Genomic DNA, 19822 nt, shown 5'->3' with positions numbered 1-19822 from the left:
ACTAATGACTAATGACTAATGACTACTTAGTAAGCATTGTCCAGACACCATCCCAAGACTCTAGGGGCGGCGTTAGTTGGTAATTACGCGCACGTTCTAGGTGCATATCAACAGCTTGGTCTTGGGGTTGGATGCATTTGGCGGCTTCAAAACAGGCGATCGCTTCTGAGAAGTTGCGCGATAAATAAGCCGAGCGTCCAGTATGATAGTGAAACAAAAACTCTTGAGTATTGGCATCTAGGGGAGTATTGCGATCGCCAATTAACTCGTAGATATTCACCGCCTGGTATTTTCCTTTGACGCGAATTTTATCTAACTGGCGCACCCAAATGCGATCGCTGCAAAGCTGGTAAGTGAATTCGCTTAAAAGAATATCACAACCATAATCCTTAGTTACTGCTTCCAAGCGCGAACTCAAATTTACACTATCGCCAATTACGGTGTAATCCATCCGTTTGCGGGAACCAATATTACCCGAAACCACATCTCCAGAACTAATCCCAATGCCAATACGAATTTGTGGCTGCGCCTGGATAATTCGTCGCTGGTTAAATTCTTCTAGGCGGCATCTCATATCTAACGCTGACTGCACAGCCCTCCAAGCATGATTTTCTGTAAGTGGTAGCGGCGCACCAAATACCGCCATTAAGGCATCACCAATAAATTTATCTAGAGTGCCTTCGTAGTTAAAAACCGCCTCTACCATCGTTTCAAAATACTGATTGAGCAGCAATACCACCTCCGCTGCACCGAGATTTTCTGTAAGTGTTGTGTAGCCCCGAATATCAGAAAACAAAATGGTTACTTCCTTGCGCTCACCCACCATTAAAGCATCTTCCCCCAGCGCCATAACTTGTTCAGCTACATGAGGCGTTAGGTAGCGAGACATGGTAGTTTTCATGCGTTTTTCCTGACTGATGTCTTCCAACACCACCAAACCACCGCGTACAGCGCCTTCTGGGTTAGTTAGGGGATTAACAGTGAGATTGATACTGCGTTCTAATTTTTCCACCTCATCAGCACTGAGAAACTCAGATTGGGGAGTGAGGGGTAGATTCCAGGGAATGAAAACATCGGGGTTAGTGCGATCGCGCACTGCTAAAATTGAATGCTGATTCCTAAGTCCTGAGTCCTGATTTTCACTTAATACCCGGCACGGGCTAAACGCCCCGCTACCGCTAACAGCACTCAGGACTTGATAAAGTCCCACCATCAAACTTTGCTCTGGCACATAATGTTTAGCTCCAGTTTTTAAACTATCTTCTAGTCGCATTTGGAGATTTTCAATCGGCACAACTTCCCAAACTAGGCGGCCAATCAAATTTTGTTCCCACAAAAGCTTGTTATTCTTAGTATTAGCCTCTCCTATAGGAGAACCCAATAACTCCAGTGCCGCATCATTAATCGTGACAATCCGTCCTGCCATATCTGTAGAAATTACAGCATCTGACAGACTTTGCAAAATATCTTTTTGATACTGTTTTTCTAACAGCACATTTTCAAACAGGCGAGCATTTTCTAAAGCAATTCCTGCCTGGATATTAAAAGCCCGCATAAACTCTTCATCAGAAGCAGTAAAACTGTTTTGTTGCTTATTAATTAATTGCGTTACGCCAATTAATTCATTTGCAGAATTAAAAACTGGCAAACACAGAATATTGCGAGTTACATACCCAGTTTTTCTATCTGTAGTCGGGTCAAAGCGGGGATCTTTATAGGCATCGGAAATATTTAAGGCTTCACCAGTAGAGGCCACATAGCCAGCAATGCCACGGTTAACGGGAATGCGGATTTCTATCAAGTTTGTGCCATCTGCCGCCGCAGCAACTTTCGTCCAGAGTTCGCTCATCTCTTTACGATATAAAAACAGTGTGCTGCGGTCTGCTTGCATTAAAATTCGAGCTTGTTCCATGACTATCTGCAAAGTTGCTTCTAAATCCAGACTTTGCCCCAGTGTCTGAGTTGCCCGCAACAAAGCCGTTGCGCCTCGTTGATTACGAGCTGCTACATAAAAAGATTGGCAGCTTTCCAGAATAATACCAATAGAAGCGGCGAAGTCTCGAAAACGTTCTTCATCATCATGGTTAAACGGAACATTCCCGGTTTTATTAGCCAGTTGCACCACCGCTACAGTCTGGTTTTTGCTACTGATAACGGGCATACATAAAATATTGTGAATTTTGTAGCCCATTTGTTTTTCAAGTTCGGGGCTAAATAGGGGGTGAGTATAAGTTTCAGATATATTGAGATATTGACCTGTACTGGCAACATGACCGGGGATACCCACTGTAATGGGAGTACGAATTTCTAAGAATTTTTGGGTATTATCTTGGGGAACTTTTGACCACAGTTGACCTTTGTCATAGTCAACTAAAAAAATAGCTGTGTGTTCTGCTTGGAGGATTTGACCAATTTTGAGTGTGATAGCTTCTAGCACCTTCTCCAACATAGTTTCTAGAGCTTCATTATTGATCAGTTCAATGGCTCTAAGAAATTGCTGGAACTCAGCAGTTATGAAGTCAAGTAAACAAACAAATTCATTAACAGATAAGTCTTTTACGCGACGCAGTAGGGCGTGAGTACGATTAACTTGAGTCAGTTCAGTTAATGTAGCCAAGACGCTACCAGGGTTGGGGAGTGTCATGGGAATTTTAGATTTTAGATTTTAGATTTTAGATTTTAAATTTTAAATTTTGGGCATGGGGCATGGGGCATTAGTTATCGTAAATCAAAGGGTTTAAGACCCCAACAATACAGGTAGCGTTATTTTCAGTCGGGGTTTAAATCCCCGTCTGAAAATGTCTTGAATTTTGAATTTTGTTAGCGCAGCGTTAGCGAGTCTGCGAGCGTCATTTTGAATTTTGAATTGTTAATCTTCCCCTGCTCGCTCATCCTCCACTTCTCCACTCCCCACTCCCCTATTTTGCCAACTGTTCAGAAAATATCACCTTTTGGTAGTAATCTTGTAGCTGCCTAGTAGCAGCTGCCCAACCCCAACTTTCTGCTTCCTGGCGAGCATTTTGACGGATGATGTCTCGTTGTTGTTTTTGTTCTAAGAGGCGAATAGTAGCAACTAACGCTCCTTGAACATCTGCTGTTGGCTCAAAAAGATATCCATTTACCCCATCTGTCACAATATCGGGAATCCCCCCCGAACGGGCTGCTACCACCGGACAGCCAGCTGCCATTGCTTCTAGTAGTACTAAGCCTAATGTTTCTGTACGGGAAGGAAAGATAAAGGCATCAGCACTCGCAAAGGCAGAACCTAATTCTTGCCCGATGAGATACCCAACAAAATAAGTGTTTGTGCCAGCAAAGTGTTTTTGCAATGCTTGACGGTGGGGCCCGTCCCCAACCAATGCCAGCCGCGCTTGAGGAATTGCTTCTAAAATTGGTTTGATGCGCTCAATTTCTTTTTCAGCGGAAAGCCGCCCAACATAAAGTAGCAATGGACTTTCTGGATGATTTTGTGATAAGCGCGATCGCATCTCTACACTAGCCAAATCGGGATGAAATAATTCAGTATCCACCCCTCGCTGCCATAAATCTACACGTTCAATACCATGTGCTGTCAGTTCCTCCATCATTGCTGTTGAGGTACACAGATTCAAAGCTGCTTGATTATGAGCGCCTTTCAGCAATTCCCAAAGAAGCCCTTCCAGCATCCCCAAGCCGTAATGCTGAAGATATTGGGGCAAATGCGTATGATAAGACGCCACTAAGGGTATTTTGAGGATTTTGCTATAAAATATGCCAGCTAAACCCAAAACGGCTGGATTTACGACATGAATAACATCTGGCTTAAACTCTTCTAAAACATAACCAATGGCTGGGCGGGGTAATGCCATTTGCAGTTCTGGATACAATGGCAGAGGAAAGCCAGTAACGCCGTAAACTTTAGCGCCTTTGTATTCGGTGATGCCTCCATCAGGGGCAATCACCAGCACTTGATTACCACTGCGCTGTAAATGGTCAACAGTATGGCGCAGGCGCGTTACAATGCCGTCAACCTTGGGTAAAAAGGTTTCGGTAAATAGAGCAATTCTCATATAAAACTATTCAGTACAGGCAGATAATCTCAGCTTTTCTTGCGTTTCGGTATCAAACACACAGTAAACTGTCTCCCGTGGTGTAATCAATTCTGCACAGTCAGACTTAATGTTTTGCCGCTGTTTTTGTACAAAGTCCGAGATGTCCTCGATGTTCACAATCCAATCTTTGGCGTAAGCGGCTAGCACTTGACCACGTAACCCTAACTGAATAGCGCGTCGTTCTAATTTTGTCCCAGATGGGTGATGGTCTGGGTCCCATTGTAGGCGGACTTGTGATTGCTTTAATGCTCTTTGCCATGCACTTTTATCGGGATAAAGTTCTGGAACGTAGCTGGAATGAACAGCCGCCGCTAAAATTTCATCAAAAGCCGAACGCTTAATCCAAATAGCTAACACTACCTCTTGCCCATTTTGTGTACCCCATCCAGAACGATACATCATCCAGAGGAAGTTAGGTTTGATCCAACTCATGCGGTTAAAACTGAACTCACCACCAAAATAACCGTAGGTGGCGGCGAAGTCACCAATAGCTGGACGAAACGCCTGATAAACAACAATTGAATGGTCGTCATATTGTGCTAAAATATAACGACCATTTTTAGGCCAATTACTGACTTGAGTTAAATAAGGTTCTGTTATCAGCCGCACGCAGGGTTTACCCTAATTTCTGTGCCAAGAGACTTTAGGCATAATTTGTTTGTGATCAACTCGTTTCTGATACTTGATCGCAAAGTTTAACAGAGAATCGAGCAAAGAATCAGAGAGCAAGTGAGGCTGTAAACCTAAATCGAGCAATTTGGTGTTTTTAGCGTTGAAGTAATGTTCTTCTTTCTCAACTCTGGGATTATCTAGGTGATTGATTTCTACATTCAATCCCATAGCATTACCAGCTTTTTTCACCATCAATGCCAAGTCGCCGACACTGAATTGTTCGGTAAATTGGTTAAATACGCGGAATTCTCCTGGTTGTGCCGGGTTAGCGATCGCTAATTCCACACATCGGACTGTATCCCGAATATCCAAAAATCCGCGAGTTTGCCCACCTTTACCATAGACGGTTAAGGGGTGTGCGATCGCTGCTTGAATACAAAAGCGGTTCAGTGCTGTACCAAACACACCATCATAATCCAGCCGATTAATCAATAGTTCGTCCATCCCCGTTTCTTCAGTTAACACGCCATAAACTACACCCTGATTTAAATCCGTTGCCCGCAATCCCCAGATCCGGCAAGCAAAGTGGATGTTATGACTATCATGGACTTTGCTTAAATGGTACATTGAACCGGGCTGCTTGGGATAAGGTAGGGTATCCTTGCGTCCATTGTGTTCAATGGTGATGTACCCTTCTTCTATGTCGATGTTGGGTGTACCGTATTCACCCATCGTCCCCAGCTTCACCAAATGGCAATCCGGGAAATCTTCCCGCATGGCGTACAGTAAGTTCAATGTACCAACTACATTATTCACCTGGGTGAGAACTGCGTGTTCGCGGTCAATCATCGAAAATGGAGCCGAACGCTGTTCACCAAAATGCACTAGGGCGTTTGGCTGAAATTGATGTAATGTTTTATGGAGAAATTCGTAATTAGTAATATCGCCGATGAACAAGTCGATAGATTTACCCGTCAAATCTTGCCAGCGCTGGAGGCGTTGCTGAATTAGTGCGATCGGAGTGAGAGTTTCAACACCAAGTTCATTATCCCAGTGCCGCCGCACCAAACTATCTAAAATTCCAACTTCATAACCTCGATTGGAAAGGTAAAGAGCAGTTGCCCAACCGCAATATCCATCACCACCAATAACCAGGACTTTCATCTTCACCAGTTTTTACTTGCTGATAGCTAAATCTATCAGGTTTCTGTCTCGTCTCAATCATCATTCTGGGGGAGATGTGGATTTAGGCATCTGGGGAAAGATCAAGGGAATTCTCCTAACTCCTAACTTCTCACTCCTAACTTCTCACTCAGGACTTTGAAATCCGATACTGCTGGGCAATGTAATAAAACAAACGATAGTAATCTTGAAATTTTTGGCTCTTGCTTCGTCCCTGTAAACAGTATTTCACTTGACTCTGAGTTAGTGTTAGTGTCATCGAACTTACTCGTTGATCAACTTCTACAACCATTACCCCAGATACTCCTTGGGCGGTCTTAAAGTTGGATTTTATCTTTTTCACCGACTCTTGATCATTTGGTAACTGCTGACTTGCCCACCCCCGAATTTCCACTGAGTTATCTTGTGATGAAATGAATGCCATTCCATCATCATTTGCTGGGGCTGCTAAAGAAGTCCAGTTACTCGGGTATGGAAATTCAAAGCCATAACGGGAGTTGCTATAAGTTTTCCAGGCGATCGCTCCGGCGTTAAAATCATTTGCAGTACAACCCCACAGGATTATGAACAGGGCAATGACTCCGCTAACGCTGGCGGCAAACCGATAAATTCTTCGCCCCAAACTACAGATTTTATTAGCAGTACCCATTTAGATCACACATTTTGCCAAAGTCACTGATTTTATAGAAATACCAGAAACTTAATCCGCTTACGCTCCAGATAACTAAAAAATAAGCCAAGTCAAGCAATCATTGGTTCATCGTTAATTAGCGATCGCTAATTCCCATCGAGGTTTCAGGTTTTGAGTGCGTAAGTCCTAATTAATTCTGAGAGGTTTGTAGTGAGCGATAAATCGCTCAATTAAACAGCATCTCAGCCCCAAATGTAAACAAATGTAACAAAAGTAGCGTTAAAACGTTTTACCGTCTTGACAACCAATAAAAGAACCTATAACTTGATATACATACCCGGGTAAGACCGTTAAAGAGTTATATGCAAACGCAAACTAAGCAAAAGGTCACTTTGTATTTATCGCCAGAGTTGCACAGAAAACTGAAGATTCGTTCAGCAGTCGATTCCGAACCAATGTCAGAACTAGCCGAACGTGCCCTCGTTTTTTACCTATCTAATTCAGAAATGGTTGACGAGGTAGAAGATTCTTCTTATGGGCGGACTCATAGAGTTTATTCATGCCCAACTTGTGATAGCTCACTAGTCTTACGTGATGGGGAACTGGTTGCTTTGGGCAATCAACCAGGAGTAGTCGGTCAAGAACATCTTTCCATTGATCAGATGGATGAAGATGAAACCCATCCCAAGGGTGAGGAAGAGTTAGTTCCTTGCTAGATAGATAGGAATTATGAATCAATTCATGATTCGGTTGTCTTTACCAGAAGCAATGTCTCTACTGTCTCTATAAGGTCTCAAGTAGGTCGATGTATGAAAGAAGAGCTCAATATCCTAATTCAAGCTCAATACCCTTTAATCTACCTTGTGACCTCCGAGGAAGAGCGGGCCGAGCAAGCAGTTTCCACGATCGCCCAGTTGTTAAAGCCCCAGCGCCGAGTATTTATTTGGACAGTAACACACGGGATTGTGGAGTATGGTCAACCCCGGAATGTCACCCAACATAATACCGTGTCTCCAGAGGCGGCGATTGAGTGGATCATCCGGCAGAAAGAACCTAGTATATTTATTCTTAAAGATTTACATCCATTTATAGATGCTCCTGCAACTAATAGATCGTTGCGTGATGCGATCGCCAGCTTCAAAGGTACGCAGAAGAATATCATTTTGATGTCGCCGATGCAGCAAGTACCTATAGAGCTGGAAAAAGAAGTTGTCGTTCTGGATTTTACACTGCCAGATATGGCTGAGTTGAATAAAGTACTGACTTATCATACAGACCAAAATCGTGGTCGGCGGCTGACAACAGAAGCCAGAGAAAAGCTTCTCAGGGCAGCTTTGGGTCTAACTAAAGATGAAGCTGAGAAAGTCTATCGCAAGGCACAGGTAACTACAGGGCGTTTGACGGAAGATGAAGTAGATATCGTTTTATCTGAGAAAAAGCAACTAATTCGGCGCAATGGGATCTTAGAATACATTGAAGAAGATGAAACCATTGATGCTGTAGGTGGCTTAGAAGAGTTAAAAAGATGGCTCAAGCAACGCTCCAACGCTTTTACAGAAAGAGCGAGAGAGTATGGTTTGCCTCAACCAAAGGGGATGTTAATTCTCGGAGTTCCCGGTTGTGGTAAGTCATTAATTGCCAAAACTACTTCCCGACTGTGGGGTTTACCACTGTTGCGGTTGGATATGGGGCGAGTCTACGACGGCTCAATGGTGGGACGAAGTGAGGCAAATCTGCGAAACGCCCTGAAAACAGCAGAATCTATTTCCCCAGCGATTTTGTTTATCGATGAATTGGATAAATCCTTTGCTGGTAGTGGAGGTTCCTCTGATTCTGATGGGGGGACTTCAAGTAGAATCTTCGGCTCTTTCCTCACATGGATGCAAGATAAGAAGTCACCAGTGTTTGTGATGGCAACTGCCAACAGAGTAGAACGCTTACCTGGCGAGTTTTTGAGGAAAGGACGCTTTGATGAGATTTTCTTTGTCGATCTGCCAACACCGGAAGAACGGCAGCAGATTTTCAATATTCATCTGACCAAGCGCCGTGAAGACATCTCTCGATTTGACCTTGAGCAACTAGCTAAGATGTCTGATGGCTTTTCTGGGGCAGAAGTTGAGCAAGCGATCGTTGCGGCAATGTATGAAGCTTTTGCCCAAGATCGGGAGTTCACCCAACTAGATATTATTGCTGCACTGAAGGCAACCTTGCCGCTGTCTCGAACGATGCAAGAACAAGTAACGGCTCTGAGAGATTGGGCCAGACAGCGAGCACGCCCCGCAGCATCCTCCGTAGCTGAATATCAGCGAATGGAGTTCTAAAAGCTTTCCTCTGCCATCCCAGGGGGAAAGGCTAGCTCTGAATGCTAGCAGTTATAAAAAAAGCCGCATCCTGTTAAGCGCGGCTTCGCCCAAAACAAACCGTTGTCGTTTTTCTCAATCTTCTCATTGGAGGAAACCCAAATGTCTCACTTTAGCACCCTGCGTACCAAAATCACCGATGCCGAAATCCTCAAGGCTTCCTTGCGCGACCTCGGTATCAGCGTAAAGACTGAAGCTGATGTCCGTGGTTATAACGGTCAGCGTGTCCGTTCTGACATCGTTGCTATGTTGGATGGCGAATATGACCTCGGCTGGTCTCGCAACAGCGATGGTTCTTTTGACCTAATCGCTGACTTGTGGGGAGTTGCTAAGAAGCACAACCAAACCGAGTTGATCAACTCCATCAACCAAAAGTATGCCGTTAACAAAACTTTGGCTGAAGTAAAACAACGCGGTCTGCAAAACGCCAATGTGAAGTTGGTATTGCAATAACAATTTCTCTGCGCGTTCCCAAAGCTGCACGGGTTAACCATATAAATAGCGGTTAACCCGCTTTTTTATCGGGACTGAGATTTATTTCTCAGTCCCAATTTATTATATTAATTAATTTTTATAGAATTCAATTTGGAACTACTCGCTTTATTCAGTGATTTGCTACCAAATGAGTCTTTTATTACTTCTTGTTGTAGCGATGGTGCGTTATAACTTCCACCAAACAAACCCTACAGTTTGGATAGTTTTTTACTTGAAATCCCAAATTATGCCTTATAAACTGTAAATATGTCACAACTTGAATCTGTACCACAGTTTGAGTTATCAGACTTTGATAAGTATCAATGGACAGAGATATTATATAAAAAAATTCCAAAAGAATGCCAGAATTACAGTAAGGAATTTTGGATAAAATCCGAAGCATATAAATTATCTGGTGACAGTATAGCTCAGGAGATTTTCAAATTTTTGAGTGAGATTACTTCTCTTCTGATGGAGCCGCAGAGCCTCCCTGCTGTACAAGAGATGATAAACTCAGCTTTGTCTGATCATCATTTGGCTATATTAAGAGGGTTAGCTATAAAGATAACTGATCCTGAAATGCTGGCAAGGTTAGCTGACATACTCTGGATTTGTAAACGAGATCCAGAAAATGCTAGACCAATACGAATGGCTAAGGTAGCTGTAGAGTCATATCTTCAATCAGCAAGGAATCTAGAAGATACAGAAAACTGGATGAGTTGTTATGAAAGATTACAACGAGCAGCACAGTTAGCACCTCTCATTGATGGAAAAAAGAATAGTGTAATACGATATCAAGTTTTTAATCATATTGACAAACTTATAGATCGCTATATAGGTATAGATAATGAGTTCTTGACAGGTAGTGCTATGAAAGTACTCCAAGAAGAGTTCAGAAAGAGCCTCAATATTATCCACAGTAACTTTTTAATCTATGCAACTAAATATGCAACCATTGCTGCACAAAAAGCAGTTTGTATGGAGAAATTTCCAGATTATCACCAAGCTTTTTATCATAAAAAAGCCTATCGTGATATCGAGAGCGAATGGTACAAAATTGCTGGTGACAAAGAATCTGAACGTATTGCAAAGTTGTATCTTGCAGAAGTTGAGGTTTGGTATGCCGAGCAAGCTCTTGTTGAAAATAAACATAATGTTTATAGTGTTGCGGCTGGACGGCTTGAAAATGCTCTCAGAGTTTTCAAGAAGATTGAGGATACTTTTGGAAAAAGACAAGGGACTTCTGCACGTATAGAGCAATTACATAAGCAGATGCTCGATTATCAAAAAAAATCAATGTCTAATATGTTTAGTATTCCTCTTAGTGAAGGTGAAAACAACGATTTTATAAATCCTCAAATACAGCAAATAGCGATAGAATTGGTGAAAGAGAAGTCACTATATGATGCTTTATATTCTTTAGCATTCGGATCTAATTTGATTCATAGCTTTGAGGATATTGAATCAAAAGCAAAGCAGGATATAGAGTCACACAAAATATCTTATTTAATTCCAAGAGTTCTAGTAGATGAAGAAGGAAAAACAAAAGCTGTTAGTGGAAATGAAGACGTTTTAGTAGAATCTATGTTCAGAATTGCTAACTTCTATCAATGTTACCACGGGATTAACTTTATTGCCCCTGCTTGTAATCAAATTTGCTCTGAACATAATGTAAGCTTGGATGATCTATCTTTTATTATCAATGAAAATCTATTTATTCCAAAAGGACGTGAGCATCTTTATGCAAGAGGCTTGATAGCTGGATTAAAAGGAGATTCTGTTGTTGCAGCACACCTCTTAATTCCACAAGTAGAGAACTCATTACGCCATATTTTGAAGCTCAATGGATCTATCACTTCTCACCTCCAACTTCAACATGATTACACTCTTGGTAAAGTTCTGGAATTAGCTGACTTAAAGCAACTTTTAACAAAGAACATTATTTTTAGTTTGAGATGTTTGTTAATTGAACCTTTAGGTTCTAATCTTAGGAATGAGATTTGCCACGGTTTATTTGATTATGAGCGGTTTTTCGCACCCGAAGTATTATACCTTTGGTGGTTGACACTATATCTATGCCTTATACCAAGCTACAGACAATGGGCTAGTAAAACTAAAGAGGAATAAAAATGATATTTGCCCTTTCTGATGAACAAGTCCTGGTGCTGACCAAACTGCAAATGGAACCAGAACAGGATGCCCGGTTAAGTGAACTGCTCGATCGCCAACAATCAGGGACTCTTACTGAAAGCGATCGCTCAGAGTTACAAACCCTGATGCAGGTCTATCAAGAAGGACTTTTAAGAAAAGCCACTGTTTTGAGCGAAGCTGTCAAACGTGGATTGATTGAACCCTTAAGCTAGTGAGCCAGATTCCTGAAGAAGTCCGGGCGTAGATACGGATACAGGCGAATCAAACCGCAGTATTGGGCGGAAGCGAATTGGTAAAATAAAAAGAAGCAGTACGACGGGGAACTAGGTAAATTAAAAAAGGCTGTTTTGTAGCATTACCTAATGCTAAAACTTCGCGTAAGTTTTCGCTGATTTTTTATGACTCTAGTCAATACTAATTTAAAATGAGTAAGCCCTATTAACTTCAGCTTTTAAATTTGATGCCTGAACTTCGCAATGATTTTCAATCAAGAGCTATTACAGAAAGAACAGGCACATTTACTGACAATATGAAATTACCTATTCATAGATGGTTTAGGTATTCTGCTGGATTTTCAGCAACTTGGGTTGAAGGAGTAATCGCAGAACTGGAACCGAAAATTGTCCTCGATCCATTTGCAGGTTCTGGCACTGTTTGTATTGCTGCTGATAAGCTTGGTGTGAATTCCTACGGCATTGAAGCGCACCCTTTTGTTTATCGGCTTGCACAAGGGAAGCTCTCATGGGAGATACATACCCATGAGTTTTTGTCAGCGATCGCTGAGATTAAAAATCTTGCTGCTAATCTTCAGCCAAAGTTTCCAGACAAAATGCCAGTGTTATTAAGCAAATGCTACACCGAGGATGTATTAATATATCTCTTCAAAATCAGGCAAGCCTATTTAGAACTAGCTCCAACCCTATCTGAAGAGTTACAGTCTCTCACTTTTCTAGCAATCTCTGCTACTTTACGATTGTCAAGCTATGTAGGCACGGCGCAGTGGCAATATATTCTTCCAAACAAACGAAAAGCCAAGATTTCTAAACCACTTAATGCACTAGATACCCAAGTCGCTTTGATGTTAGAAGATATGCGTTATATGCAGTGTCTTAGAACAGCAAGCCAAGCTACCCTTCTTAAAGAAGATGCAAGGATTTTAGAAGGTATTCCCGATAAGTCAATAGATTTAGTAATAACCTCTCCACCGTATGCAAACAACTATGACTATGCTGATGCAACGCGTCTCGAAATGACCTTTTGGGGCGAGGTTAATTCTTGGGGGGATTTACATGATACAGTTCGTAAGTTTCTGATTCGTTCAAGTTCGCAACATGTGTCAAAGGATCGATTGAAACTGGATGCTTTGATAGCTGATCCTATCCTTGAGCCAATTCGAGATGAGCTAATCCCTGTTTGTAAAGAGCTAGAAAAAGTCCGAGAGACTAAAGCTGGCAACAAGGCTTATCACACAATGATCGCCGCATACTTTATTGATATAGGATCTGTATTCCATGCCCTTCGTCGAGTTACAACATCTGATTGCAAGATTTGCTTTGTAATAGGAGATTCGGCTCCTTATGGGGTGTATGTTCCAGTTGAGCAGTGGTTTGGAAAATTAGCAACTGAGGCAGGGTTTTGCTTATGGTCTTTTGAGAAAATTAGAGAGCGTAATGTAAAGTGGAAAAACAGAAAACATAATATTCCTTTACATGAAGGAAGGCTTTGGATAGAAAGTTAGATTATGGCACAGTCACCATCACACAAGTTTGGTCAGCAACTAGGCAAACTTCTTGAAGATATCGTACTTTATGATATTCTTAAGCCTCGACTACAGCAATTTGCTCAAGTCAAAAACTACTATCTTGACTGGCAGCGATCGCGTGCAGCTAGAAGTGGTAAAAAGGTTACTTGGGAAGATAAATATGGAAATAAGCATGATCTAGATTTTGTGATTGAAGTCGATGGCACGGATAATAAGCTTGGCAGACCTGTTGCATTTATTGAATCTGCGTGGCGTAGATATACAAAGCACTCAAAGAATAAAGCTCAGGAAATCCAAGGGGCGATATTACCTATTATTGAGCTTCATCATCTATCTGCACCCTTTTATGGGGTAGTATTAGCTGGAGATTTCACAAAGCCAGCGCTAGAACAACTAAAAAATAATGGCTTTGCAGTTATTTATATTCCCTATAAAGGTGTAGTATCAGCATTTCAAGTAATTGATTTTGATGTTGCTTTTGATGAAGACACTCCTGATGAAAGCTATACTACAGCCTTTAGACAACTTGATAGTCTTACTAGTTCAGATAAAGAAAAACTGCGACAGGCTTTGATGCGAGTTTCTCAAGAAGAAGTAGATAGGTTTATGGAAACGCTTAGAAATTGTCTTGAGCGTTACATTAGTAATATAGTTGTAATTCCGCTTTTCGGAAAGAGATACGAATTTGATAGTATTGATGATGCAATTAGTGGGCTGGATACACTTAAGATTGACAGTCCAGTTGGGGAATTTGAAAAATTTGAAGTTATCGTTGATTATAATAATAGCGATACAATTCGAGCTACTTTTCAAAACAAGAATTTGTTGACAGACTTTTTAAGAAAATTGGAACATTGAGCGAAGGTTAGGGAGAGATTCTTGAGCATCGTTGCTAACAATCATCATCCCTTATGCTTCCATCTGGCATAAAGGTACTGTAAAATATAGCGTTATAAAGATGAGCATCGTTTAAATTTGCTCCTTCCAAGTCAGTACCTGTCAAATTTGCTCCTTCTAAATCCGCACCTTCTAAATTTGCTTGAAAAAGAGAGCTATTGCTTAGATTCGTACCTTTCAAATTTGCATAGCTTAAATCAGCCTCGCTCAAATCCAAATCACTAAGGTCGGTATTTTCTAAGTTAGCAGAATTTAAATTTTCTCCAGAACCAATAAAAATAGCTTCTTCAAAAATATCGAAAAGACCTATTCCAGGTATAGAAAGATATCTTGTTTTTTCGTCAATTATTGTCTCAGTATCATAGATACAGTCTGTAAGAAGTTGACCTATACCCATACCTGTAAGGTTAGCACCAATCAAATTTGCTTTTCGTAGTCTTGTATTATCACTAAAGAAAGCATTGCTTAAATTTGCGCCTCGCAGGTTAACTTTATCTAACGTACTTTGGTATGTCGTGATATTGCTTAAGTTGGCATAACTAATATTTGCTTCTTCTATCCAGCCATGATCCATATAAATGTTACTCAAATCTGCATAGCTAAAGTCCACTCCTTGAAAACGGCCAGACAAGTTGGCGTGACTCAGATTAGCTGCTTTGAAGTTAGCGTACTCTGCTTCAGCTCCGTCAAGACGAGCATTACTTAAATTAGCACCTTCAAAATTTGCTCCAAGCAGCGTAGCACTTTGTAGACTGGCATTACTCAAATTTGCGTAACTCAGATTCACATCATTAAGATGAGTACCAGTCAACTCAGCACCATTTAAGTTTACCCCACACAGATCAACTTCTTCCAAGTGTAGACAACTAAAATTGACACCAGAAAAATTTCTTTCACCTATGGCGTAGCGTCTGAGTAATTCTCCTGCATCCATAACTCTAAGCTCTAAACCTGTTTATTAAGATCAACTTTAAGATTTTGAATTCATTTTTTACCAAACTTGACTTAAATCTAAAACAAATCCAGGTAGTAACGCTTCGCTGCACAGTGTCTTAAATTACATTCTTCAGTTTTTGTGACCGTGAAACATATAATTACTAATTGCAAGTGACAAACGTGGGTTGATTGAACCCTTATGCTAGTGAGCAATATCTCTTAGTGGAAATTTTAAGTGAGGAGTCGCCAGGCAATCAATTTGCTTAATTTAGCGTAGTTCGCCCAAAATACGGAGTTCCGACCCGGAAGCAGCAAACGCCAACCCGGAAGCAGCAAACGCCAACCCGGAAGCAGCTAACGTCAACCCGGAAGCTGCTAACATCAACCCGGAAGCTGCTAACGTCAACCCGGAAGCAGCTAACGTCAACCCGGAAGCTGCTAACGCCAACCCGATGTGATTTGGGACTTATTTCCTTTCAAACCTCAGCAATCTTAACCAACAGCGAACTCGGTAAATTGTCGTTTAAAGGGGGAATGAAAAGCCAAAACGATGTCTTTTTTGGGTATACCTCGACTAATAAGTTCATTGGCGATACCTCCTTCAGTACCATCGTATTGAATCCAAATTTTTTCATTTTTAATATCTAGATGCAAAATACAGCCATATACACGGCGCTTATTTGACCACCCCGCGTTGACAAGTTGGTAGCGATGCCTACGGCGGTGCAAAGCCCAACGCGTTCTCTATCAAAAATAACTTCTGCTTCGACTTCTTCGTTGCTGGCTTTGATTTCGCTGTAAGCTAGCAGCAGTTCTTGAATAAGTTGACGGTACTGTTCTACTTTTGCCATTTTACGTTCACGAAGTGTGCCGGAGGCATTCGCCTCCTCTTCTGGATCGACGAAAACAATCAGCCGAACTTGGTAGCGTTGGATTAATAAGCGCAAATCATAATAGCTTTGCTTGGACTGATAAATCACCCCATATATATAAGTATATTCGCTTCATTCCCCGTTACCTCAACTCCAGTTAGCAGAGCCATCAACACTGCTCTCAGTCCCAGCCGATATTGATAGCAGTTGTTCGTAATCCTTTGGTGTATCAATATCGATATCCCCTAGTGGAAACGGAATGGAAAACACTTCATTCAGGTTATTATTGATAACTTTTTTTGCTCCTGAAGTTTCTTTCAAAGCAGCAAGTTCTGAAAAAAATATCTGACTAAATAGAGCGGGTACACCTAATGTACCCGCATATTCACAAGCAATGATCGGCTTTTTTGTCGAATAATATGCATCCACAAGTTGATTAATAATTTTGTGAGAAACAAATGGCTGGTCGCAAAGTGTAATAACTACTGCTTCTATTTTTTGAGGAAGATTATTTAATAATTCAATACCGCTCTTGATTGAAGCACTCATTCCAGAAGCCCAATCCAAGTTCTTAACTACTCTGACGGGAAGTTGTTTAATTTGGGGATGAATCTGTTCTGCATTTGCTCCAAGTACTACTACTACAGGTTGACAAACTGAAGCGATCGCCATTTCTGTTATGTATTGCAAAAAGCTACGTCCTTGGTAAAGCAATAGTTGTTTTGGTGTACCCATACGAGTAGATGCACCAGCAGCAAGAATCATAATGGCTATAGTTGATTTTTCATTGTCTATTTGCTCAGTGTTAAATACCATAACAGATAAAAACTATGTGGTAAGTAGCAAGTTTAAGCTGCTTTCATAGCATTGGTGAATTGGTTGATTGCGATTTCTTAAAAAATTACCACTGCGGTTTGTTAGCACTGCTTGAATTTCAGCAATAATCGCGATCGCTATTCCTTCAGGTGTATCTGCTCCGATGTCAATCCCAATCGGGCCATGCAATCTTTTTAATTGCTCAGTATTATAAACCATTCCTTGCAGGCTTAAATCTTCAAGCAATTTTTCAGTACGCAGCTTTGGGCCTAGAACCCCGATGTAGCGTGCAGGAGATGGCAGCAACATTTTCAAAATTTCCCAGTCGTCAAGGTAATTATGCGTCATCACTACGGCAACTGTGTAGTCATCTATAAATACCTGTTTATGTACAATTTCTCGCCGACTAAGAATGACATCACAAGATATTGGAAATCGCTCTTTAGTTGCCTCATTAGCTCGACAATCGACTACAGTAACGTCCCAACCTAATGCTTGAGCAAACTGTGCTACGGGTACAGCGTCATAACCTGCACCAAATATTACTAAAGGTGTGGGTGGTTGGATGACTTCGATGAAAACTTCTGCATTGCCTAAAGGTAGCTGATAGTTATTTCCGCTTGACTTTTGATTAGCAAAGGCTGCTTGAGCATCTGCAATCAGAGATGGAATTAAATTTTGATCTTTGATGTCAGTGATAATTTTACCATTTGGATACAGCAGTAAGCGCGACCCAAGTTTGACATTGACTGTGCCTTCAAAGGCAAAGACTGTAGCAATAATACCCAAATGTTTTTTATGAAAGCACTCCTGTATAAAAGCGATCGCATTCGGTGTACTTTCTCTCTCAAGACGTTCGACGAGAACTTGCACTATCCCATTGCACCCCAGACCAAAGCCCCAAAGAATATCTTCAGAGGCGGTGTTATCGTAAGTAACAACAATTGGTTCGCCGTCTGACATTCGTTGTTGAGTATGCTCAAATACGTCGTTCTCCAAGCAACCAGCGCTGATTGTGCCGATCATCCGACCTGTATTTGTGATCAACATTTTGGCACCCGGTCGGCGATAGGTTGAACCTTCAGTTTTGACTACAGTGGCCAGGAAAGTGATTTCACCACTTTTTTGACTTGACTCGAAGCCTTCTAAAATTGCTTGTAATTCGTTCATTTGATTGCTTATTTTTCTGTTTCTAGCAGTTTGTAAGCTTGAGCAGGTAGTCCCAATGAAAACAATGTGATGACTCTGCCATTGTGTATCGCTGCTAGTGTCAAATATGAGTCGATTAGAGGGACTGCGTTGTTTACCGCCGCAGGCATCGCGGTGTTCTGCTATCCAAGATAAGCGAAAATACTTCTAAAATCATTCCCCGCAGGATAGTTGCCAACTCAATTTGGCAACTATCTAGAGATCGCCAAACAAAGAGTTAGGGAGCGCACTCCAAGCAGAGTTTGTCATGCACCTATTTACTAAAGCATTCTGGGAGCGGGGCCACGAGTGACATCCAATCCTGACATCCGAGGTAGAGCGATCGTTTTGCCTGTTTGTGCGGCTTCGTAAATCAACGCGAGCAATTTTTGGTCTTGCAAACCTTCTTCACCAGGAGTATGGGGTTGCTTATTCTGAATCACACAATCCGCCATGTGATCAATTTCTAAAGCGAACTGATTCTTCTGGCTCATCCGCACTTCGCTGACGTTTTCTGCCATACTGTTTGTTGGTGATTTACGCGAAATCATCATCCGTAAACCGTTGTAGGAGAACGCTGGATCGAGTTGTCCCCAAGCATCAGAGCCGAAGACGCGAAACCGACGCCCTTCGTGAAAGCCGTAGCTGGTGGAGCAAATCGCTACTATCCCACTGGGAAACCGTAGCTGGAAGGTGGCACTTTCTTCTACTTCTTTGAAGCGCGGATCGCCAGGAGTGCTGAAGATTTGGGCGCTAATTGCGATCGGTTCCTCTCCCGTCAAATAGCGAGTTGCATTCAAGCAATAAATTCCCACATCCGGTAAACAGCCACCTCCAGCTAAGGCACGTTTCAATCGCCACTGGTTTAAGTCACCCCCCTGGTTTTGGCCGTTGTCCGCCTGAATCACCTTGATGGTTCCCAATTCTTTACTGCGAATAATTTCAATCATGGCGCGATGGTGCGGCTCATATTGGCAGCGATAAGCAATCATCAGCTTGCGATCGGCTTGTTTGCAGGCATCGATCATCTGCTGACAATCTTCCACTGTGGTTGCCATTGGCTTCTCACACAGAATATGTTTTGCGGCTTTAGCACCACGCACCGTATATTCTCGGTGCATACTGTTAGGCAGTACGATATAAATCACATCAACGTCTGGATTGTTGCGGAGATTATCGTAATTCTGATAGTTGTAAACGTTCTGCGGTTTGATGCCATACTGCTGTGCAACTTGATTGGCTTTGGCAGCATCGCCACTAACTAATGCAGTTGGCTTTGCTAGCTTAGATTCTGCAAAGGCAGGCATGATTTCTTCTAATGCCAGTCTGCCAAGTCCGACGATCGCAAACCCCAAGCGTCGCTCTGGAGGTAATGCAGTTGGTGGCCCCCCTGTTTCAACTTCGGTTGATGCCGAGATGGGCTGAAACTTAATCTGAGGCGGCAAGGAACCTCCGCGTGGGGTGGCTTGCTGAGTTGGTTGTTGGGCAGCAACCTCTTCACCTATACTACCAATTGCGGTGGTTGAAATGGCTCCTAACCCAGCAGTAGTTAGAATCTGACGACGAGAAAATTTTCCTTTAAACAATTCAGACATCGTGGTTTTTTAATGATGAAATTTTGGACTTAGTACAGCATTTCATTAATTCGTAGCGAATTAAATTTGGTAATACTCTGCAATGCTAATGCGTCGGCTGACAATGCTAATGCGTCGGCTGACAATGCCAATACGTCGGCTGACAATGTTAATGCGTCGGCTGACAATGCTAATGCGTCGGCTGACAATGCTAATGTGTTGGCTGACAATGTTAATGCGTCGGCTGACAATGCTAATGCGTCGGCTGACAATGCT

General features: G+C 42.0%; 19 protein-coding genes and 1 pseudogene. 7 read left to right on the top strand and 13 right to left on the bottom strand.

The genetic code is table 11. The features are described 5' to 3' along the window. Positions 1-22 precede the first annotated feature (22 nt). The 5 genes from HWQ41_RS15190 to HWQ41_RS15170 form a co-directional block, all read right to left on the bottom strand. Positions 23-2644 (bottom strand): adenylate/guanylate cyclase domain-containing protein, encoded by a 2622-nt coding sequence (locus HWQ41_RS15190; RefSeq protein ID WP_292764101.1) that lies wholly within the window; start codon positions 2642-2644, stop codon positions 23-25. Between the two features lie 274 nt (positions 2645-2918). Next, complete coding sequence (locus HWQ41_RS15185; RefSeq protein ID WP_292764098.1) at positions 2919-4049, bottom strand: glycosyltransferase family 1 protein; 1131 nt, start codon at positions 4047-4049, stop codon at positions 2919-2921. Between the two features lie 6 nt (positions 4050-4055). Beyond that, positions 4056-4700 carry a DUF4291 domain-containing protein gene (locus HWQ41_RS15180; protein WP_292764095.1) on the bottom strand — a complete coding sequence of 215 codons (645 nt, stop codon included), beginning with the start codon at positions 4698-4700 and terminating at the stop codon, positions 4056-4058. Positions 4701-4712: 12 nt separating this feature from the next. Next, on the bottom strand, positions 4713-5867 hold the full coding sequence (locus tag HWQ41_RS15175) for an NAD-dependent epimerase/dehydratase family protein (protein ID WP_292764093.1): 1155 nt from the start codon (positions 5865-5867) through the stop codon (positions 4713-4715). Between the two features lie 148 nt (positions 5868-6015). Next, positions 6016-6534 (bottom strand): hypothetical protein, encoded by a 519-nt coding sequence (locus HWQ41_RS15170; protein ID WP_292764090.1) that lies wholly within the window; start codon positions 6532-6534, stop codon positions 6016-6018. A 344-nt stretch (positions 6535-6878) separates the two neighbouring features. Here HWQ41_RS15170 and HWQ41_RS15165 point away from each other — a divergent pair, with 344 nt between their 5' ends. The 7 genes from HWQ41_RS15165 (at position 6879) to HWQ41_RS15135 (ending at position 14121) form a co-directional block, all read left to right on the top strand. Continuing rightward, positions 6879-7232 (top strand): hypothetical protein, encoded by a 354-nt coding sequence (locus tag HWQ41_RS15165; protein WP_292764087.1) that lies wholly within the window; start codon positions 6879-6881, stop codon positions 7230-7232. A gap of 93 nt (positions 7233-7325) precedes the next feature. Next, positions 7326-8837, top strand: coding sequence for an AAA family ATPase (locus HWQ41_RS15160; protein ID WP_292764084.1), 1512 nt, complete (start codon positions 7326-7328; stop codon positions 8835-8837). A gap of 141 nt (positions 8838-8978) precedes the next feature. Beyond that, a complete protein-coding gene (locus HWQ41_RS15155; RefSeq protein WP_012407317.1) occupies positions 8979-9329 on the top strand; it encodes a DUF1257 domain-containing protein in 351 nt (116 codons plus the stop codon). Between the two features lie 288 nt (positions 9330-9617). Next, on the top strand, positions 9618-11477 hold the full coding sequence (locus HWQ41_RS15150) for a DUF4209 domain-containing protein (RefSeq protein ID WP_292764082.1): 1860 nt from the start codon (positions 9618-9620) through the stop codon (positions 11475-11477). 2 nt (positions 11478-11479) lie between these two features. Beyond that, positions 11480-11713, top strand: a complete 234-nt coding sequence (locus HWQ41_RS15145; RefSeq protein ID WP_292764079.1) for a hypothetical protein — start codon at positions 11480-11482, stop codon at positions 11711-11713. A gap of 248 nt (positions 11714-11961) precedes the next feature. Continuing rightward, the gene (locus HWQ41_RS15140) at positions 11962-13239 is read left to right on the top strand and encodes a DNA methyltransferase (protein ID WP_292764077.1); all 1278 of its coding nucleotides are present in this window, start codon (positions 11962-11964) and stop codon (positions 13237-13239) included. A 3-nt stretch (positions 13240-13242) separates the two neighbouring features. Beyond that, complete coding sequence (locus HWQ41_RS15135; protein WP_292764074.1) at positions 13243-14121, top strand: hypothetical protein; 879 nt, start codon at positions 13243-13245, stop codon at positions 14119-14121. Positions 14122-14155: 34 nt separating this feature from the next. Here HWQ41_RS15135 and HWQ41_RS15130 read toward each other — a convergent pair whose 3' ends face one another. The 8 genes and pseudogenes from HWQ41_RS15130 to HWQ41_RS15095 form a co-directional block, all read right to left on the bottom strand. Continuing rightward, on the bottom strand, positions 14156-15094 hold the full coding sequence (locus HWQ41_RS15130) for a pentapeptide repeat-containing protein (RefSeq protein ID WP_292764071.1): 939 nt from the start codon (positions 15092-15094) through the stop codon (positions 14156-14158). A gap of 270 nt (positions 15095-15364) precedes the next feature. Further along, positions 15365-15544: a hypothetical protein gene (locus tag HWQ41_RS15125; RefSeq protein ID WP_292764068.1), complete on the bottom strand. Its 180-nt coding sequence runs from the start codon at positions 15542-15544 to the stop codon at positions 15365-15367. A gap of 44 nt (positions 15545-15588) precedes the next feature. Further along, positions 15589-15947, bottom strand: a pseudogene (locus tag HWQ41_RS15120) (XisI protein). 168 nt (positions 15948-16115) lie between these two features. Beyond that, a complete protein-coding gene (locus tag HWQ41_RS15115) occupies positions 16116-16784 on the bottom strand; it encodes a nucleotidyltransferase family protein (RefSeq protein ID WP_292764065.1) in 669 nt (222 codons plus the stop codon). 12 nt (positions 16785-16796) lie between these two features. Further along, positions 16797-17954 carry an XdhC family protein gene (locus HWQ41_RS15110; RefSeq protein ID WP_292764061.1) on the bottom strand — a complete coding sequence of 386 codons (1158 nt, stop codon included), beginning with the start codon at positions 17952-17954 and terminating at the stop codon, positions 16797-16799. An 8-nt stretch (positions 17955-17962) separates the two neighbouring features. Next, positions 17963-18103 (bottom strand): hypothetical protein, encoded by a 141-nt coding sequence (locus tag HWQ41_RS15105; RefSeq protein WP_292764059.1) that lies wholly within the window; start codon positions 18101-18103, stop codon positions 17963-17965. A 150-nt stretch (positions 18104-18253) separates the two neighbouring features. Next, on the bottom strand, positions 18254-19567 hold the full coding sequence (locus HWQ41_RS15100; protein ID WP_292764056.1) for a Gfo/Idh/MocA family oxidoreductase: 1314 nt from the start codon (positions 19565-19567) through the stop codon (positions 18254-18256). A gap of 29 nt (positions 19568-19596) precedes the next feature. Beyond that, on the bottom strand, positions 19597-19822 hold a 226-nt coding region (locus HWQ41_RS15095; protein ID WP_292764053.1), incomplete at its 5' end, for a hypothetical protein.

Origin of the sequence: Nostoc sp. NOS(2021) (genome assembly GCF_017115025.1) — a bacterium.
Lineage (GTDB): Bacteria > Cyanobacteriota > Cyanobacteriia > Cyanobacteriales > Nostocaceae > Nostoc.
This window is presented reverse-complemented; position numbering and strand designations above follow the sequence as displayed.